Here is a 14,459-nt window from a genome sequence, read left to right as displayed (position 1 = left end):
GGGGCTACTTCTCCAAGTCCTTCGGCAGCACGTACGGCTTCGGCGTCGGGATGTCGACCGGCCCGCCGGAGGCGTCGACCTTGAAGTTGACGGTCGCGGTCGAGCCGCTGAGCTGCCCCCTCAGCTCGAAGATGACACTGTTCTCGGTGTTGCCGGGGATCGTGTACTGCCCGACGGCGCGGGCGGTGCCGGCCTTGTTCACCCGGAACGCGGACACGAGCTCACCCTTCGCGCCCTTGGACGTCTTCGCGTAGACGTGCACGGCCTCGTTCGGCGCGAACTGCGTGGCGTAGAAGTTGACGACCGTGCCGGGCAGGCCGCCGTAGGCGTTCGTCCGGGCCTGCGGCATGTAGGGCAGGATCGTGAACCCCGTGGACGCCGCCGCCCGGCTCTGCTCGCCGATGAAGACCAGCGACTGGGCGCCCTTGAGCTGGTACGGCATGGTGAGCCCGGCGCCCTTGAAGGCTCCGGCGCCGTCGGTCGGCACCGCCATGACCGGCTGCCCGCCGGCGGAGTTCAGCCGCACCAGGACCCGCTCGCCCGGCGCGAACCCGGCGCCGGAGAAGGTGATCGACTGGGTCGCCTTCACCGCGTAGGGCGCGAGCTTGATCGACGGGTACAGCCGCAGCACCTGGAACGGCGCGCTCGCCGCCGCCCCACTCGTCTTGCCCACGACCACCAGACTGGTCGTCCCTACCGCCGTGACCCCGACTTTGATCGGCGTCTTACCCACCGAGCCATCCTCGTCGGCCTTGAGGGTGAGGGTGGGGTCACCATTGATCCGCCCCCAGTAGACCAGCAGCTGCTCGCCCGGGGAGAAGCCCTTCACCGTCAGGTTGACGACGTCGCCGGGCTTGCCGACTATGGCGGACAGCGTCGCCTGCCCGGCGCCCTGGGCGACGGCCGCCTCGGCCTTGGCGACCTTGTCGCTGCCGCGCGCCTGTGCGGTCACCTCCAGCACGGGCGTGGTCATCTTGGTGGGGAACGAGAAGTTCACCGTGAAGATGCCGTACTTGCCGGCCTTCGCGGTGCCGACCTGGACGGGTTTGGCGTTCTTGGCGGCGCCCTTGGACGGCTGCGCCCCGGACGAGGACGGCCCGAGGAACACGTCGACCATGGACCCCTGGTCGAAGCCGGACCCGCTGGCCGTGACCGAGCCGCCGAGCCGCACCAGGCCAGGGTTCAGCGTGACCATCGGATCGCCGCCACCGTGCACCATGACCCCGTTGAGGTCGACGGTCGGCGCCTTCGGTGCCTTGGTCACCGGCGCCGTCGGCGTGTCGCCGCCGCCGCCGCCGAACGACGGCATCTTCGGTGTTTCGATACCCAGCGCCGGCAGCACCGAACGACCGACGCTGATCAGCAGGAACGCGGCGACCGCGGCGATCAGCAGCCGGCGGCCGGAGATCTTCGGCCGGGACACCCGCCGGCGGCGTTTCGCCGCTGCCGAACGGCGTTTCGCCGGTGCCAGCCGGCGCTTCAGGGTTTGCATCGTCACTCCCGCTCGCTCACGAGGTTGCACCGATCTTGATGATCTGTAGTGAGACGTCGCCGCGGGTCGCCTGCCAGACGGGTGTCCCGTGTTGGTCGATCGCCTCGAGGATCCAGGTCTCGCCGCCGCGCTCGAGTGCGTCGCGCATCTTGTTCGACATCACGACGTAGTCGACGTTCTGCCAGCTGGAGGCGAAGACCTTGTCCCGCACGTCCGGGTCGGACGTGGCCTTGTAGTGCGGGTAGGCGTACTTGTACGGCGGGTCGTTGTCGTGCAGCGCGACCCAGATGTCGTCGTCGATGATGAGCTTCGCGTTCGGTGACACGTTCGTCTTGATCCACGCGACCTGCTGCTCCTGCAGGCGGGTCAGCGGCAGCCGGTAGGCGTCGCTGAACTCCAGCTGGCCCCTGGTGTTGTACTTGACGAGGAACCCGCCCGGCATGACGAGCACCGGCACCAGCAGGCAGGCGACGAGCACCGCCGCACCGGCCGGCTTCGTGCGCCGGGTGAGCCAGCCGAAGAACATCCCGAGGTTGAGCGCGAACAGCGGGACCATCGGCGCGATGTAGAAGTCGAGCAGGGCGCTGCGGGTCAGGTAGAAGCCGTAGCCGACGGCCATCAGCGCGCACGCCAGCATCGGCCCTCGCAGCCGTTTGTTGTTGCGGCCGGCGAAGAGGGCGAGCAGCGTCGCCGCGGTGCCGGCGATGAGCAGGTGGCGGTCCTTGAACAGCCAGCTGTCCTGGAGCAGGCTGGTGAACGACAGGCCGTTGCTGCTGTTGGAGTTGCGGTGCAGCTGCCACCACACGGTGTAGAGCAGCGACACGTGGTCGCCGGGGGTGGCGGCGGCGAGGTTGAAGTTGAACCCCTCCGGGAACAGCTCGTTCTTGATCTGCGCGTAGAGCAGGTAACCGACGACCGGGGCGAGCGCGGCGAACCACCAGAACGACAGGCCGAAGCGCCGGTTCGACTGCTCCTTCACCGTGCGGTGCAGCAGGTACGCGCAGCCCGGCAGGATGAACAGCGCGTTCTCCTTCGTGACGAGCGCCAGGCCGAAGCACGTCCCGGCGGCCATCACGGTGACGATCCGCCCGTCCTTGCGGGCCAGCAGGTACAGGCCCAGCAGGATCCAGAACACCATCAGGTTGTCCAGCAGCACCTGGCGCTGGTAGTACACGCCGAGCGGCGACACGTTGAACACGAACGCCGCGAGGAACCCGCCGGCCTTGCTGCCGGTGTAACGCCGGATCGTCTCGTACAGCAGGAACACCGACACCAGGTGCACGATCAGCATCAGGACGCGCCCGGTGTTGATCGCGTTGCCGAAGGCGCTGAAGCCGCCGGGCAGGATCGCGACCCAGCCCGCGATCGTGAGCCAGCCCATCGGCGCGTGGTCGTAGAAGTACGTGTAGGGCGACAGCTTGCCCATGTGGAGCACGGACCACGCCTGCTCCATGTAGATGCCCTCGTCGGTGAGGTACAGCGGGTAGCGGAACATGTTCCAGCCGTGCGTCACCAGCCCGATCACCAGGCTCAGGATGATGAGCGGCCAGCCGCGGGTCTGCGGCTTCTTCGGTGTCGGCGCGGCCGGGCTCGCCGGCCGCTGCAGGGTGTCAGCCGACATTGGTCAGCTCCGCCGTCTCCGCCGCGGTGCGGTGCGCACCGACGTGGGCCGTCTTCTCCCAGTTGCGTTCGCCCTTGACCTGCCGCCACAGGGCGCGGGCCGCCGCGTAGGACAGCACCATCTGGTACGGGAACCAGGTGATCGCCATCTTCACGACCGTGCCGGGGGTGGCCTTCAGCCCGTGCGCGCCGGTGAACTCGTACAGGCCGACGACGCTCATCACGAAGTGCGCGCCGAGCAGGAGCACCGGCAGCCACGACATCATGGCCACCGGCACCGGCACGCTCAGCACGAACGCGCTGAGCAGCGCCACCGGCAGGTACACCCCGAGCATCGCCTGCACGTGCGGGAACGCCAGGGTGTACCAGGCGAGGAACCGCTGCCGGCGGGTCGGCATGAGCTTCCAGGTGCCCTTGCCGAGGGTCTGCATGAAGCCTTGACACCACCGGGTCCGCTGCTTGATGAAGCTCTGCAGCGTCGGTGGCGTCTCCTCCTTCGTGACGTAACGGTCGTCGTAGACGACCCGGACCTTCTCCCCCATGCTGGAGAGGCGCAGGCCGATGTCGGCGTCCTCGGTCAGGTTCGACTCGTCCCAGCCGCCGAGGCGCTCGATCAGGTCCCGCTTGAAGAACACGGTGTTGCCGCCGAGCGGGATCGCGCCGTTCTTCGCGTGGTAGTGCAGCCGGCTGCGGAACCAGAAGAAGTACTCCAGCACGTTGAACGTCGAATACCAGTTGGAGTCGAAGTTCATCAGCTGCACGCCGGCCTGCACGCAGCCGACGTCCTCGCCCAACATGATGGTGTTGACGATGTCGAACAGCTGCGGCTGGACCTCGTCCTCGGCGTCGAAGATCGCCACGACGTCGTTGGTGGCATACCGCAGCGCGGTGTTGAGCCCGTGCGGCTTGTTGATCGGACCGTCGTCGAACACGACCACCTCGACGTTGGTGCGGCCCATCGCGCGCAGCCGGTTCACCTGCGCCTGTGCCTGCTCGATCGTGCCGACGTCGTCGGCGGAGCAGACCACGAGGATCTGCACCAGGTGCGGCGGGTAGTCAGCGGACGCGGCGCGGGCGATGGTGTGCTGGATGACCTCCTCCTCGTGGCGTGCCGGGAGGATGGCGGTGAAGGAGAGTGCCGGCGTAGCACGTTGATCTGGCACCCGCGCCCGGTCGCCCGCCTCGGGCTGGTCCCACGTGTAGATCATGAGGTACAACGCGTGCGCCGCCTGCACTGTCAGCACCAGCGAGATCAGGGTGAGGATGGTCAACACCAGCTGTTCCATCGGTGCGTTCACTCCAAATCCACTTCGAGCTGACGGCGAAGTTGACTGCGAACCCGGCCACGATGCCGATGAGGTTCGCGGGCAGGTAGTGCATCCCGAGCGCGACCAGCAGCTGGACCGCGACGACGTTGACCGGCAGTGCAGCGAGGCCGGCCAGGCTGAAGTAGGCGAACCGCTGCAGCGACAACCGGCGGCGGCGGAACGTCCAGAGCTCGTGCAGCACGTAGTTGGTGACCAGCGCGAGCTCGACCGAGGCGACGGTGGCGGGCAGCAGCGCCAGTCCGAGCACCCCGTGCAGCACGAGCAACGCGCCGTTGTTGACCACCACACCGCCGGCTCCCACCAGCGAAAACCGGCCCAGCCGGCGCAAGTTGGGCGTCACGGTGCAACGATGCCCGCCCCGGGCGCGCCTTACATCGGGCCACGGTCGGTGGGCGGCGGCGACCTTCGTCCTCCCCCATTTGGCGTAGGCCGAACGGGACCGGGGACGTGGTGATTCGACGCCGCACCGGGGTATAGCGCGCGGCGATGAGTATCAAGATCTTGATCGCCGACGACCACGCGATGGTCCGTGAGGGCCTGCGCGGCTTCCTGTCCCTCAGCGGCGACCTGGAGACCGTCGGGTTCGCCGCAGACGGCCGCGAGGCGGTGCGCCTGGCTCACGAGCTGCGCCCCGACCTCGTCCTCATGGATCTGCTCATGCCGGTCCTCGACGGTATCTCCGCGACCACCGTGATCCGCCGTGAGCTGCCCGGGGTCGAGGTCGTCGCCCTCAGCGGCTACCTGGAGCCGCAGCTCATCGCCGACGCCCTGCACGCCGGCGCGGTCGGATACCTGCTGAAGGACACCTCCTCCGAGGAGCTGCACCGCGCGGTCCGCGCCGCCGCCGCGGGCCAGGTGCAGCTGTCGCCGGCAGTCGCGGCCCGGCTCGTCCGGGACGTCCACGTGCCGACGGCCCCGCCGCAGCTCACCCGCCGGGAGGAGGAGGTCCTGGTGCTGCTGGCCCGCGGCCGGGCCAACGGGCAGATCGCCCGGGAGCTGCACATCGCGCCGCAGACGGTGAAGACGCACGTGAGCAACATCCTGCAGAAGCTCAACGCCGAGAGCCGCACCCAGGCCGCCCTCTACGCCATGCGGGTCGGGCTCGTGCCGGTCCACGCGGCGGCCCCGAGCTGAGGCACCGTTGAGACACATAGCGGCGCTGCACGCGCTGCTGCGCGCCGGCGCCCCGGTCGACGAGGTGCTCCACTCGGTGTGCGACCGCGCCCGGCGCGCCCTTCCGGCGGCGGCGGTCCTCGTCGTCGACGCCGCGGGTGCCGTTCGGGTGAGCTCCGGCCCGCCGCTGCCGGACCTCGCCGCGCTCGCCGCCGTCGCGATGCGGGGCGGGCGGGTGGTGCTGCGGGGCGCCGTCAGCTGCGTGCCGATGCCCGGGCACGGCGGGGTCCCCGGCGTGCTCGTCGCCGCCGGCCGGCGCCGCCCTCCGCCACCGCGCCGCCTCGAGGCCTTCGCCGCGGTCGCCGCGCTCGCCATCGGTACCGGCGAGACACAGGCGACCCGGGAGCGCGAACGCCTCGCGAGGGACCTGCACGACTCGGTGGTGCAGACCCTCTACGGCATCAGCCTCGGGGCCGGCACCGCCGCCGAGCTCGTCCACGGCGACCCGGTCAACGCCCGCGCCTCCCTCGCCTGGATCCAGGAGACGGCCAGCGCCGGCCTCAGCGACCTGCGCGGCATCATCGTGCGGCTGCGCCCGGAGACCCTCGTCGGCGCGGGGCTCGCCGCGGCGCTGCGGCGCATCGTCGACGCGCTGCACTTCGCGCCCGGCACCGGCGCCGTCCCGCCCGGGTGGGGGCTGCAGCTGGACGCCGAGCCGGCGGTCAGCCCGCAGGTGGAGGAGACCCTGTACCGCATCGCCCTCGAGGCCCTCGGCAACGCCGCCCGGCACGCCGGCGCCTCGCAGGTCACCGTCCGGCTCGCCGGCGACGACACCCGCGTGGTCCTGGAGGTCGTCGACGACGGCGTCGGGTTCCTGCCCCTCGCCGCGGGGGCGCCGGGCCGGCTCGGGCTGCGGTCCATGCGGGAGCGGGCCGAGCTGGTCGGCGGCACCCTCGACGTGATGAGCGCGCCGGGTGCCGGCACCGTCGTCCGCGCGATCCTGCCCAGTTCCCCCGCCGTCCTCTCGGGGTGAGGCACCGCTGCCGGGTCCGGCTGACCGTTGGGACATGCGCGTGGTAGTTGATCTCACCAAGTGTCAGGGGTACGCCCAGTGCGCCTTCCTGGCGCCCTCCTCGTTTCGGATGCAGGGCGACGAGGCCCTCATGTACGACCCCGCCCCCGCCGAGGACCAGCGCGAACGCGTCCAGCGGGCAGCGGCCGCGTGCCCCGTCCAGGCGATCCAGATCGACCGGCTCTCCGTGCAGGACATGCCACCCGTGCACGTCGTGGACCGCCCGTCCCGCATCGTCGTCGTCGGCGCGTCCCTCGCCGGGCTGCGGGCCGCCGAGGCGCTGCGCGAGGAGGGGTTCACCGGGTCCCTCACGCTCATCGACGGCGAGTCCTGCGAGCCGTACGACCGGCCGCCACTGTCGAAGCAGGCCCTCAGCGGCCAGGTCGCGCCGGACGCGACCGCCCTGCCACGCCCCGACCTCGACGCCAACTGGCGGCTCGGGGTCAACGCGATCGGCCTCGACCTCGCCGGCCGCCGGGTCCAGCTCGACGACGGCTCGTCGGTGCCGTTCGACCGGCTGCTGATCACCACCGGCGTCCGCGCCCGGTCGTGGCACGACCCGGTCGAGGCCGCCCTGGACGGCATGTTCGTGCTCCGTACCCGCGACGACGCGGTGCGCCTGCACGAGCGGCTCGCCTTCCTCGCGCCGTACGGCGCCGCCGCCCACCTCAGCGAGGCGGCCCCGGGTCCGCTCGAGCCGCGCGACGCCGGCCGCACACCACGCGTCCTCGTCATCGGCGCGGGCTTCACCGGCTCGGAGATCGCCTCCACCTGCCGGTCGATGGGGCTGGACGTCATCGTCGCCGAGGCCGCCGCGACGCCCCTGGCCGGCGCGCTCGGCGGGGTCATCGGTGCCGTCGCCGCCGAGGTGCAGCGCGAGCACGGCGTCGACCTGCGCTGCGGCATCACCGTCGAGTCGATCGAGGGCGACGCCGACGGCCGCGTGCGCCGGGCCCGCTTCTCCGACGGCACGGTCGCCGACGTCGCGGTCGTCGTCGCCGCGCTCGGCGGGGTCCGCAACGTCGAGTGGCTCCGCGACTCCGGCCTCGCCGTCGGCGAGTGGGGCGTCGCGTGCGACGCGGGCTGCCGCGCCTTCGACGCCAACGGCCTCGTGCTCGACGACATCTTCGTCGCCGGCGACGTCGCCCGCGCCCCGAACGCGATGTTCGGCTACCAGTTCCTGGCCCTGGAGCACTGGGCGAACGCCGTCTCCCAGGCCGAGGTCGCCGCCCACAACATGGTCAGCGACGAGTCCGACCGCTGGCCGCACCTGCACATGCCGTCCTTCTGGTCGCTGCAGTTCGGCATCAACATCAAGGCCGTCGGCGTGCCCACCTTCTCGGACGAGGTCGTCGTCACCCAGGGCTCCGTGGCGGACCGCCGCTTCGCCGCGGCCTACGGGTACAAGGGACGCCTCACCGGAGCCGTCACCTTCAACCACGGCAAGTGGCTGCCGTTCTACGCGCGGCTCATCGAGCAGGCGGCACCGTTCCCGCCGCACTTCACCACCGTCGACCAGCCCGACTCGATGGTGCCCGTCCCCGCCGACGTCCCCGACCCCAAGTTCCTGGCCCGCGACGCGACCGTGGTGGTCACCGGCCACGATCCCAGCTCCCGGTCCGCTTCCCTGAGGAGTTCCCGATGACCACTTCCGTCGGCTCCGTGTTCGGCGCGGTCCTGGATCCGGTGAACCGCCACAACCCCTACCCGCTCTACACGTCGCTGCGCCGCACCCCCGTCGGCCGCGAACCCGACGGCACGTGGCTGGTCACCACGTTCCGGGAGATCTCCGCCCTGCTGCACGACCCGCGGATCAGCTCCGCCGTCGACCCCGACCGCGAGCCGGTCGGGCTGGCGCCGAGCTTCCTGCGGACCGACCCGCCCCAGCACGACCGCCTGCGCCGCCTCGCCACCCGGCAGTTCGGCCCGCCGCACCGCCCGACCTTCGTCGCGGACCTGCAGCAGTCCTTCGAGGGCATCGTCGACCGGCTCATCGCCGACCTGCCCGCCTCCACCGCGGACCTCGTCGACCAGTTCGCCTACCCGCTGCCGGTCCTCGTCATCTGCGAGCTGCTCGGCGTGCCCCTCGCCGACGAGCCGCGCTTCAAGGCGTGGATCGACCAGGCACTGGCCGCCGAGAACCCGCGGGACACGCCGGCCTTCCGGGAGCTCGGGGACTACCTCGGCGACCTCGTCGACGCCGACCCCGAGCCGGGCCTGCTGCGCTCCCTCGCCCACGACGACGGCCCCGACGGCCGGATGACCCGCGACGAGCTGGTCGGCACGGCGCTCCTGCTGCTCATCGCCGGCCACGAGACGACGGTCAACCTCATCGCCAACGCCTCGCTGGTCCTGCTCCGCGAGCCCCGCTGGATCGAGCGCCTCCTCGACGACCCGTCCTTCGCGATCCCCCTCGTGGAGGAGGTGCTGCGCTGGGACCCGCCCGTGCAGTTCCTGCCGTGGCGCACCGCCCTCGACGACATCCCCATCGGCGGCACCACCATCCCGCGGGGCGCCACCGTCACGCTGCTGCTCGCCGCCGGCAACCGGGACGCCACCCACATCAGCGACCCGGACCGCTTCGACCCGGACCGCCGGCCCGTCCCGCACCTCGGCTTCGGTGACGGCATCCACTACTGCTTCGGCGCCCCGATGGCCCGCCTGGAGGCGCAGGTGGCCCTGCGCGCGCTGGCTCCGGTCCTGGCGCGGGCCCGCCTGCTGGAGGACCCGCCGGAGTACCGGCCGAGCCCCGTGCTGCGCGGCCCCCGCCACCTCCGCGTCGCCCTGCAGTGAGCCGGCGCCGCGGCGCCTGCAGTGACCGGGCGCCGCGGCCGCTCTGCAGTGACCCGGCACCGCGGCCGCTCTGCAGTGGCCGGGCACCGCGGCGCACTGCGGTGATCGGGCGCCGTGGCGCCGGCGCCACCTGTCGCCGGCGCCGCGGGCCGTCCGCTCACGCGGCGGGTTGGGGCTCCGCCGTGGGGGCGGGGGTCGCCGCCTGCAGCGGGCGGGGCGGGAGAGCCTTGGCCAGCAGGCCGTAGCCGGCGAGCAGGAGCAGCGGGCTGAGCACCGACAGCGGGCCGACGCCCACCGCGAGGAACGCCACCACGCCCAGACCCGTGAGCACCGGCACCCACCAGCGGACCAGGCCGTCGACGGCGGCGCCGATCGGGACCGCGATCAGGCCGAGCAGGCTCACCAGCATGGCCGGCACGGCCCAGCCGATCGCGAACAGCGCATACCCGCCGAAGGCCTCCGTCACCTTCGCCGCGAGCTCGGCCGGCACCGTCTGCCGGACCGCCAGGTCGCTGAAGTCGCCGACCATCAGCCCGCTGAAGTGCATCAGCGCGAACGCGGTGACGGCGGCCGCCACGCTGGTGAACCGCCGGCCGCGGCGCATCAGCAGCAGCATCCCCGGCACGAACAGCACCCACGCCCAGTGCAGGAACAGCGCGCTCACCTGCGCCAGGTCCGGCTGCCGCACCGACTCCTCGATGTCCGGCGAAAGCCCCGGCACGGTCAGCAGCCCCGCCCCGAACACGACCGGCGCGGCGACGAGCCCGAAACGGCCCACCCGGTCCTTGAACACGCCGAACGTCGCCGGCTCGTCCGCCCGGGACGGGTCGGTCCGCCGGCCCATCTCCCACCCGGCATAGCAGTACGCCACCAGCATCACGACCGGCCCGGCGAGGTTCACCGGCAGCGGCGAGATCGCGAACTGCAGGTACAGCACCGAACCCAGCAGCGCGGCGGCCGCCGTCCACCAGGAGATGACCTTCGCGTAGGCGGCCGCGACCGGGGTCAGCAGCAGCGCCAGCGCCCAGCCGGCCAGGCCCGGCCCCTGCCAGCCAAACGCCGCCCACTGCATCGACTGGAACGCCTCGTCGGCGCGTTTGACGTCGGCGTCGGTCAGCGTCTGCTCCATGGCGAGGATCGCCAGGTCGTACGCCATCATCGCGGAGAACGTGACGAGCCCGAACACCGCGGCGCACCACGCGATCCGCGCGAGCACGGCGCCCTTGCGCCGGATCGGTGCGAGGAGCCCGAGGAACACCGGCACGAACAGCACCCACGCCCAGTGCAGCAGCACCGAGTGCCACTGGATGGCGTCGGGGTGCTCCCGGTAGATCCCGAAGCCCTGGTCCTCGCCGAGGGCGGGATCGACCGCCGTGGCGACGGCGAGGAAGGCGGGCGCGAGGAAGAGCACGAGCCTGAAGAGGAGAAGCCGCATATCTGTACCCCTGTCGAATTCACGTTGGACCAGCAAGGTACGTATGAGCCGGCTCGCACGTCGCCACCATGGCGAGGGAGCCGTCCTCCCCCGCTCGGGGGACCGGCCGTCATTCCTTGGACGGGCGAATCCCCGGCCGGGGACCGCTTACGGTCATCTCGTGGAGATGAGGCGGGCAGATCTCGCGCTGACGGGCGCGTTCGTGGCGTTCGCCCTGACCGAGGAGGCGGTCGCGCACCAGCCGGGCGGCTGGTGGCCGTTCGTGCTGGCCGGGTTCGCGCCGCTCGTGGCCCTGCGCCGGGCCGTCCCGCTCACGGGCCTGCTCGCCAGCTGCGTCGGCGGCCTCAAGTACTGGTATCCGGACCAGATCGTCAACTACCGGCTGTGGCAGCTCGCCGCGATGATCATCGCGGCGTACACGGTCGGGCGGCACGTGCCGCTGCTCGGCACCACCGGCCGGCTCGCCCGCGCCCGCGGGGTCGCCGGCCTGCTGCTCGCCGTCGCGACCGGCGCCGCCTTCTGGCAGGTCGACCCGGGCGACCCGATGGGCGCGTTCTTCTTCCCCGTCGCGCCGTGGATCCTCGGCACGGTCTTCGGCGTCCAGCACCGCCAGAGCGCCGACGCCGCCACCGCCCGCGCCGCGATCCGCGAGCAGCGGGTCCGCGAGGCGGTCATGGAGGAGCGCGTCCGGATCGCCCGCGAGCTGCACGACATGGTCGCGCACAGCGTCACCGTCATGGTCATCCAGGCGGGCGTGGTCCGCCGCCGCCTCGACGCGGGCCTCACCGTCGACGCCGAACTGCTGCGCAACATCGAGTCCTCGGGCCGCGACGCCGTCGGCGAGCTGCGCCGTACGCTCGGCCTGCTCCGGGGCGACACGGCCGGCACCGGCGGCACCACCGCGGCACCGGTCGGGCTCGACCGCCTCGACGAGCTGCTCACCCAGGTCCGCGAGGCCGGCCTGACGGTCACCCTGCACCGCTCGGGCACGCCGGTGACGCTGCTGCCGGCCGCGGACCTCTCGGCGTACCGCATCGTGCAGGAGGCCCTGACCAACGTGCTCAAACACGCCGGACCCGCCGCGGTCACCGTGTCCCTGCGCTACGCCGACGACGGCGTCCACCTCTCCGTCGTCGACGAGGGCGGCCCCGTCACCGTCGCGGCCCCCGGCTCCGGCCAGGGTCTCATCGGCATGCGCGAGCGCGTCACCCTGTTCGGCGGCGACCTCGACGCCGGCCCGCTCCCCTCCGGCGGCTTCGCCGTCCACGCCCGGCTGCCGCGGCTGGTGGCGTCATGAGCTCCGGTCCCGCACCCGCCTCGAAGATCAGCGTGGTCATCGCCGACGACCAGCGGATGGTCCGCGCCGGCCTGCGCATGGTCATCGAGACCGAGTCCGACATGCACGTCGTCGGCGAGGCCGGCGACGGCGTCGAGGCGGTCACCCTCACCCGCCGGCTACGCCCCGACGTGGTCCTCATGGACATCGCGATGCCCCGCCAGGACGGCCTCGCCGCCACCCGCGCCCTGCTCGCCGCCCCGAACCCGCCCCGCATCATCGTGCTCACCACGTTCGACACCGACGACAACCTGTACGAGGCCCTCCGCGCCGGCGCGAGCGGCTTCCTGCTGAAGGTCTCCTCCCCCGAGCACCTCATCACCGCGATCCGCGTGGTCGCCGCCGGCGAGGCCCTCCTCGACCCGGCGGTCACGACGCGGGTGATCGCCTCGTACGCCGGCACCCCCGGCCCGCAGCCCCCACCCGAGCTCGCCGACCTCACCCCGCGCGAGACCGATGTCCTGCGCCTCATGGCCCGCGGCCTGTCCAACGGCGAGATCGCCGCCGCCCTCACGGTCGGCGAGGCCACGGTGAAGACCCACGTGGCCCGCGTCCTGATGAAGCTCGCCCTCCGCGACCGCGTCCAGGCCGTCGTCTACGCCTACGAGTCAGGCCTCGTCCGCCCCGGCCAATGACCCCGGTCAGCCCGGCTCGACACTGACGCGCTGCTGCCGGAGCTCGGGAACGTGCCGCGCGATCGTCTCGAAGTCGCCGTCCTCGTGCAGGACCACGAGCTTGAGCCGGATCGCGGTCGCCGCGACCACCAGGTCCGCCACGGAGACACCCTGATACACGCTCGGCAGGATCAGCTCATGACGGATGGCGCTGACCAGCGACCAGATGTCGTCGGGGATTGCCGCCCACGGATAGAGCGCAAGGATCCGCTCCTCGATGGCCTCGTAGCCCTTCGCGTCGGTGATGGACATCGCCTCGGCGAGCACCGGCTCACAAACCACGATCAACCCACGCTCGACGACGTCGTCCCACGCGGCCGCGGCCTGATTGCGCTGAAGCCGGACCAGCGCACTTGTGTCGACGAGGAATCTCATTCGTCCACCTCGTCAAGGGCGTCGTACTTGAACGCACCCTCGTCCGACAGGCGCCGCAGGTCCTGCAGGGCCGCGCGCCGCCGGGCGCGTTGCTGGTCGACGAACTCACGGAGCGCCGCGTTGATCGCTTCGTTGCGTGATGACGTTCCCAAGTGTCGCTGAGCCTCCTCGAGCAGCTCCTCGTCGATCGCCACGTCTTCCTCGGCGGCCGCCTCAGTCGCCGCCTTGATGACGGTTTCGGTCATGTTCCACCTCCTTCCCCACCCTAGTGGCCATATGGCCCCACGGCAATCCGCCTGATCCGAGCCCCGGACACCAGCATACGAACGGCCGGCGCCAGCAAACGCGCCGGCGACGGTGCCACCGGAAACGGTGTCGACGGACGACATGAGCAGCAGCCCCGGTCAACGCCGAACGGCCCCTGCCCCGGGTGCGGGGAGGGGCCGTTCCGGCAGCGGCGGAGATCAGGCCTCGACCAGGGCCATGACCTCGTCGGAGACGTCGAAGTTGGCGTAGACGTTCTGGACGTCGTCGCAGTCGTCGAGGGCGTCGATCAGCTTGAAGACCTTGCGGGCGCCCTCCTCCTCCAGGGGGACGGTCACGCTCGGCACGAACGAGGAGTCCGCCGACTCGTAGTCGATGCCGGCGTCCTGGAGGGCGGTGCGGACGGCCACCAGGTCGGTCGCCTCGCTGATGATCTCGAAGGCCTCGCCGAGGTCGTTGACCTCCTCGGCGCCCGCGTCGAGGACGGCGAGGAGCAGGTCGTCCTCGGTCAGCTCGCCGGCCTTGGGCACGATGATGACACCCTTCCGGGTGAACATGTACGAGACGCTGCCGGCGTCGGCGAGGTTGCCGCCGTTGCGGGTGAGCGCGACCCGGACCTCGGTCGCCGCGCGGTTGCGGTTGTCCGTGAGGCACTCGATGAGGATGGCGACGCCGTTGGGGCCGTAGCCCTCGTACATGGCGGTCTGCCAGTCGGCGCCGCCGCCGATGAGGCCGGAGCCCCGCTTGACGGCGTTGTTGATGTTGTCGTTGGGCACCGAGTTCTTCTTCGCCTTCTGGATGGCGTCGAAGAGCGTCGGGTTACCGGACGGGTCGCCACCACCGGTGCGGGCGGCGACCTCGACGTTCTTGATCAGGCGGGCGAAGAGCTTGCCTCGCTTGGCGTCGATGACCGCCTTCTTGTGCTTGGTCGTCGCCCATTTTGAGTGCCCGGACATG

The 14,459-nt window shown here is 71.6% G+C and carries 14 protein-coding genes; 6 read left to right on the top strand and 8 right to left on the bottom strand.

Going from position 1 to position 14,459, the window contains the following annotated elements:
- Window positions 1–4 precede the first annotated feature (4 nt).
- From ABZ321_RS39485 to ABZ321_RS39470, 4 genes are read right to left on the bottom strand one after another with little or no spacing between them, the layout of a single operon-like run.
- On the bottom strand, window positions 5–1,492 hold the full coding sequence (locus tag ABZ321_RS39485; RefSeq protein ID WP_344503521.1) for a hypothetical protein: 1,488 nt from the start codon (window positions 1,490–1,492) through the stop codon (window positions 5–7).
- A 16-nt stretch (window positions 1,493–1,508) separates the two neighbouring features.
- Entirely contained in the window at window positions 1,509–3,113 is a 1,605-nt protein-coding gene (locus tag ABZ321_RS39480) for a glycosyltransferase family 39 protein (protein ID WP_354900668.1), read from the bottom strand.
- Window positions 3,103–4,275: a glycosyltransferase gene (locus tag ABZ321_RS39475; protein WP_344503519.1), complete on the bottom strand. Its 1,173-nt coding sequence runs from the start codon at window positions 4,273–4,275 to the stop codon at window positions 3,103–3,105. The genes ABZ321_RS39480 and ABZ321_RS39475 overlap by 11 nt, the downstream gene beginning before the upstream one ends.
- Entirely contained in the window at window positions 4,169–4,780 is a 612-nt protein-coding gene (locus tag ABZ321_RS39470) for a GtrA family protein (protein WP_344503518.1), read from the bottom strand. Before ABZ321_RS39470 ends, ABZ321_RS39475 begins: the two co-directional genes overlap by 107 nt.
- A gap of 146 nt (window positions 4,781–4,926) precedes the next feature.
- On the opposite strand from ABZ321_RS39470, the gene ABZ321_RS39465 reads away from it, so the two are divergent.
- The 4 genes from ABZ321_RS39465 to ABZ321_RS39450 are packed head-to-tail and all read left to right on the top strand — an operon-like array spanning window position 4,927 to window position 9,418.
- Window positions 4,927–5,574: a response regulator transcription factor gene (locus ABZ321_RS39465; RefSeq protein ID WP_344503517.1), complete on the top strand. Its 648-nt coding sequence runs from the start codon at window positions 4,927–4,929 to the stop codon at window positions 5,572–5,574.
- A gap of 7 nt (window positions 5,575–5,581) precedes the next feature.
- Window positions 5,582–6,586: a sensor histidine kinase gene (locus tag ABZ321_RS39460; RefSeq protein WP_354900666.1), complete on the top strand. Its 1,005-nt coding sequence runs from the start codon at window positions 5,582–5,584 to the stop codon at window positions 6,584–6,586.
- Window positions 6,587–6,620: 34 nt separating this feature from the next.
- Window positions 6,621–8,270, top strand: coding sequence for an FAD-dependent oxidoreductase (locus ABZ321_RS39455; protein ID WP_344503515.1), 1,650 nt, complete (start codon window positions 6,621–6,623; stop codon window positions 8,268–8,270).
- Complete coding sequence (locus tag ABZ321_RS39450) at window positions 8,267–9,418, top strand: cytochrome P450 (RefSeq protein WP_354900664.1); 1,152 nt, start codon at window positions 8,267–8,269, stop codon at window positions 9,416–9,418. Before ABZ321_RS39455 ends, ABZ321_RS39450 begins: the two co-directional genes overlap by 4 nt.
- 157 nt (window positions 9,419–9,575) lie before the next feature.
- Here ABZ321_RS39450 and ABZ321_RS39445 read toward each other — a convergent pair whose 3' ends face one another.
- Window positions 9,576–10,853: a hypothetical protein gene (locus ABZ321_RS39445; RefSeq protein WP_354900663.1), complete on the bottom strand. Its 1,278-nt coding sequence runs from the start codon at window positions 10,851–10,853 to the stop codon at window positions 9,576–9,578.
- 166 nt (window positions 10,854–11,019) lie between these two features.
- On the opposite strand from ABZ321_RS39445, the gene ABZ321_RS39440 reads away from it, so the two are divergent.
- Entirely contained in the window at window positions 11,020–12,150 is a 1,131-nt protein-coding gene (locus ABZ321_RS39440) for a sensor histidine kinase (protein ID WP_344503650.1), read from the top strand.
- Window positions 12,147–12,824, top strand: coding sequence for a response regulator transcription factor (locus ABZ321_RS39435; protein WP_344503512.1), 678 nt, complete (start codon window positions 12,147–12,149; stop codon window positions 12,822–12,824). Before ABZ321_RS39440 ends, ABZ321_RS39435 begins: the two co-directional genes overlap by 4 nt.
- A 6-nt stretch (window positions 12,825–12,830) precedes the next feature.
- Here ABZ321_RS39435 and ABZ321_RS39430 read toward each other — a convergent pair whose 3' ends face one another.
- The 3 genes from ABZ321_RS39430 to ABZ321_RS39420 all read right to left on the bottom strand — a co-directional run bounded on the left by ABZ321_RS39430 (window position 12,831) and on the right by ABZ321_RS39420 (window position 14,458).
- Window positions 12,831–13,238, bottom strand: a complete 408-nt coding sequence (locus ABZ321_RS39430) for a PIN domain-containing protein (RefSeq protein WP_354900660.1) — start codon at window positions 13,236–13,238, stop codon at window positions 12,831–12,833.
- Window positions 13,235–13,483, bottom strand: a complete 249-nt coding sequence (locus ABZ321_RS39425; protein ID WP_344503510.1) for a type II toxin-antitoxin system VapB family antitoxin — start codon at window positions 13,481–13,483, stop codon at window positions 13,235–13,237. The genes ABZ321_RS39430 and ABZ321_RS39425 overlap by 4 nt, the downstream gene beginning before the upstream one ends.
- Window positions 13,484–13,702: 219 nt before the next feature.
- A complete protein-coding gene (locus tag ABZ321_RS39420) occupies window positions 13,703–14,458 on the bottom strand; it encodes a YebC/PmpR family DNA-binding transcriptional regulator (protein WP_344503509.1) in 756 nt (251 codons plus the stop codon).
- Between the last annotated feature and the right edge of the window lies 1 nt (window position 14,459).

Origin of the sequence: Dactylosporangium sp. NPDC006015 (assembly GCF_040614215.1) — a bacterium.
Classification (GTDB): Bacteria; Actinomycetota; Actinomycetes; order Mycobacteriales; family Micromonosporaceae; genus Dactylosporangium; species Dactylosporangium maewongense.
This window is presented reverse-complemented; position numbering and strand designations above follow the sequence as displayed.

Excerpts from the sequence above, each read along its gene's own strand:
- ABZ321_RS39420 (WP_344503509.1), bottom strand. The coding sequence starts at position 14,458 with ATGTCCGGGCACTCAAAATGGGCGACGACCAAGCACAAGAAGGCGGTC.
- ABZ321_RS39485 (WP_344503521.1), bottom strand. The coding sequence starts at position 1,492 with ATGCAAACCCTGAAGCGCCGGCTGGCACCGGCGAAACGCCGTTCGGCA.
- ABZ321_RS39455 (WP_344503515.1), top strand. The coding sequence starts at position 6,621 with ATGCGCGTGGTAGTTGATCTCACCAAGTGTCAGGGGTACGCCCAGTGC.
- ABZ321_RS39445 (WP_354900663.1), bottom strand. The coding sequence starts at position 10,853 with ATGCGGCTTCTCCTCTTCAGGCTCGTGCTCTTCCTCGCGCCCGCCTTC.
- ABZ321_RS39440 (WP_344503650.1), top strand. The coding sequence starts at position 11,020 with ATGAGGCGGGCAGATCTCGCGCTGACGGGCGCGTTCGTGGCGTTCGCC.
- ABZ321_RS39435 (WP_344503512.1), top strand. The coding sequence starts at position 12,147 with ATGAGCTCCGGTCCCGCACCCGCCTCGAAGATCAGCGTGGTCATCGCC.
- ABZ321_RS39430 (WP_354900660.1), bottom strand. The coding sequence starts at position 13,238 with ATGAGATTCCTCGTCGACACAAGTGCGCTGGTCCGGCTTCAGCGCAAT.
- ABZ321_RS39450 (WP_354900664.1), top strand. The coding sequence starts at position 8,267 with ATGACCACTTCCGTCGGCTCCGTGTTCGGCGCGGTCCTGGATCCGGTG.
- ABZ321_RS39425 (WP_344503510.1), bottom strand. The coding sequence starts at position 13,483 with ATGACCGAAACCGTCATCAAGGCGGCGACTGAGGCGGCCGCCGAGGAA.
- ABZ321_RS39480 (WP_354900668.1), bottom strand. The coding sequence starts at position 3,113 with ATGTCGGCTGACACCCTGCAGCGGCCGGCGAGCCCGGCCGCGCCGACA.
- ABZ321_RS39465 (WP_344503517.1), top strand. The coding sequence starts at position 4,927 with ATGAGTATCAAGATCTTGATCGCCGACGACCACGCGATGGTCCGTGAG.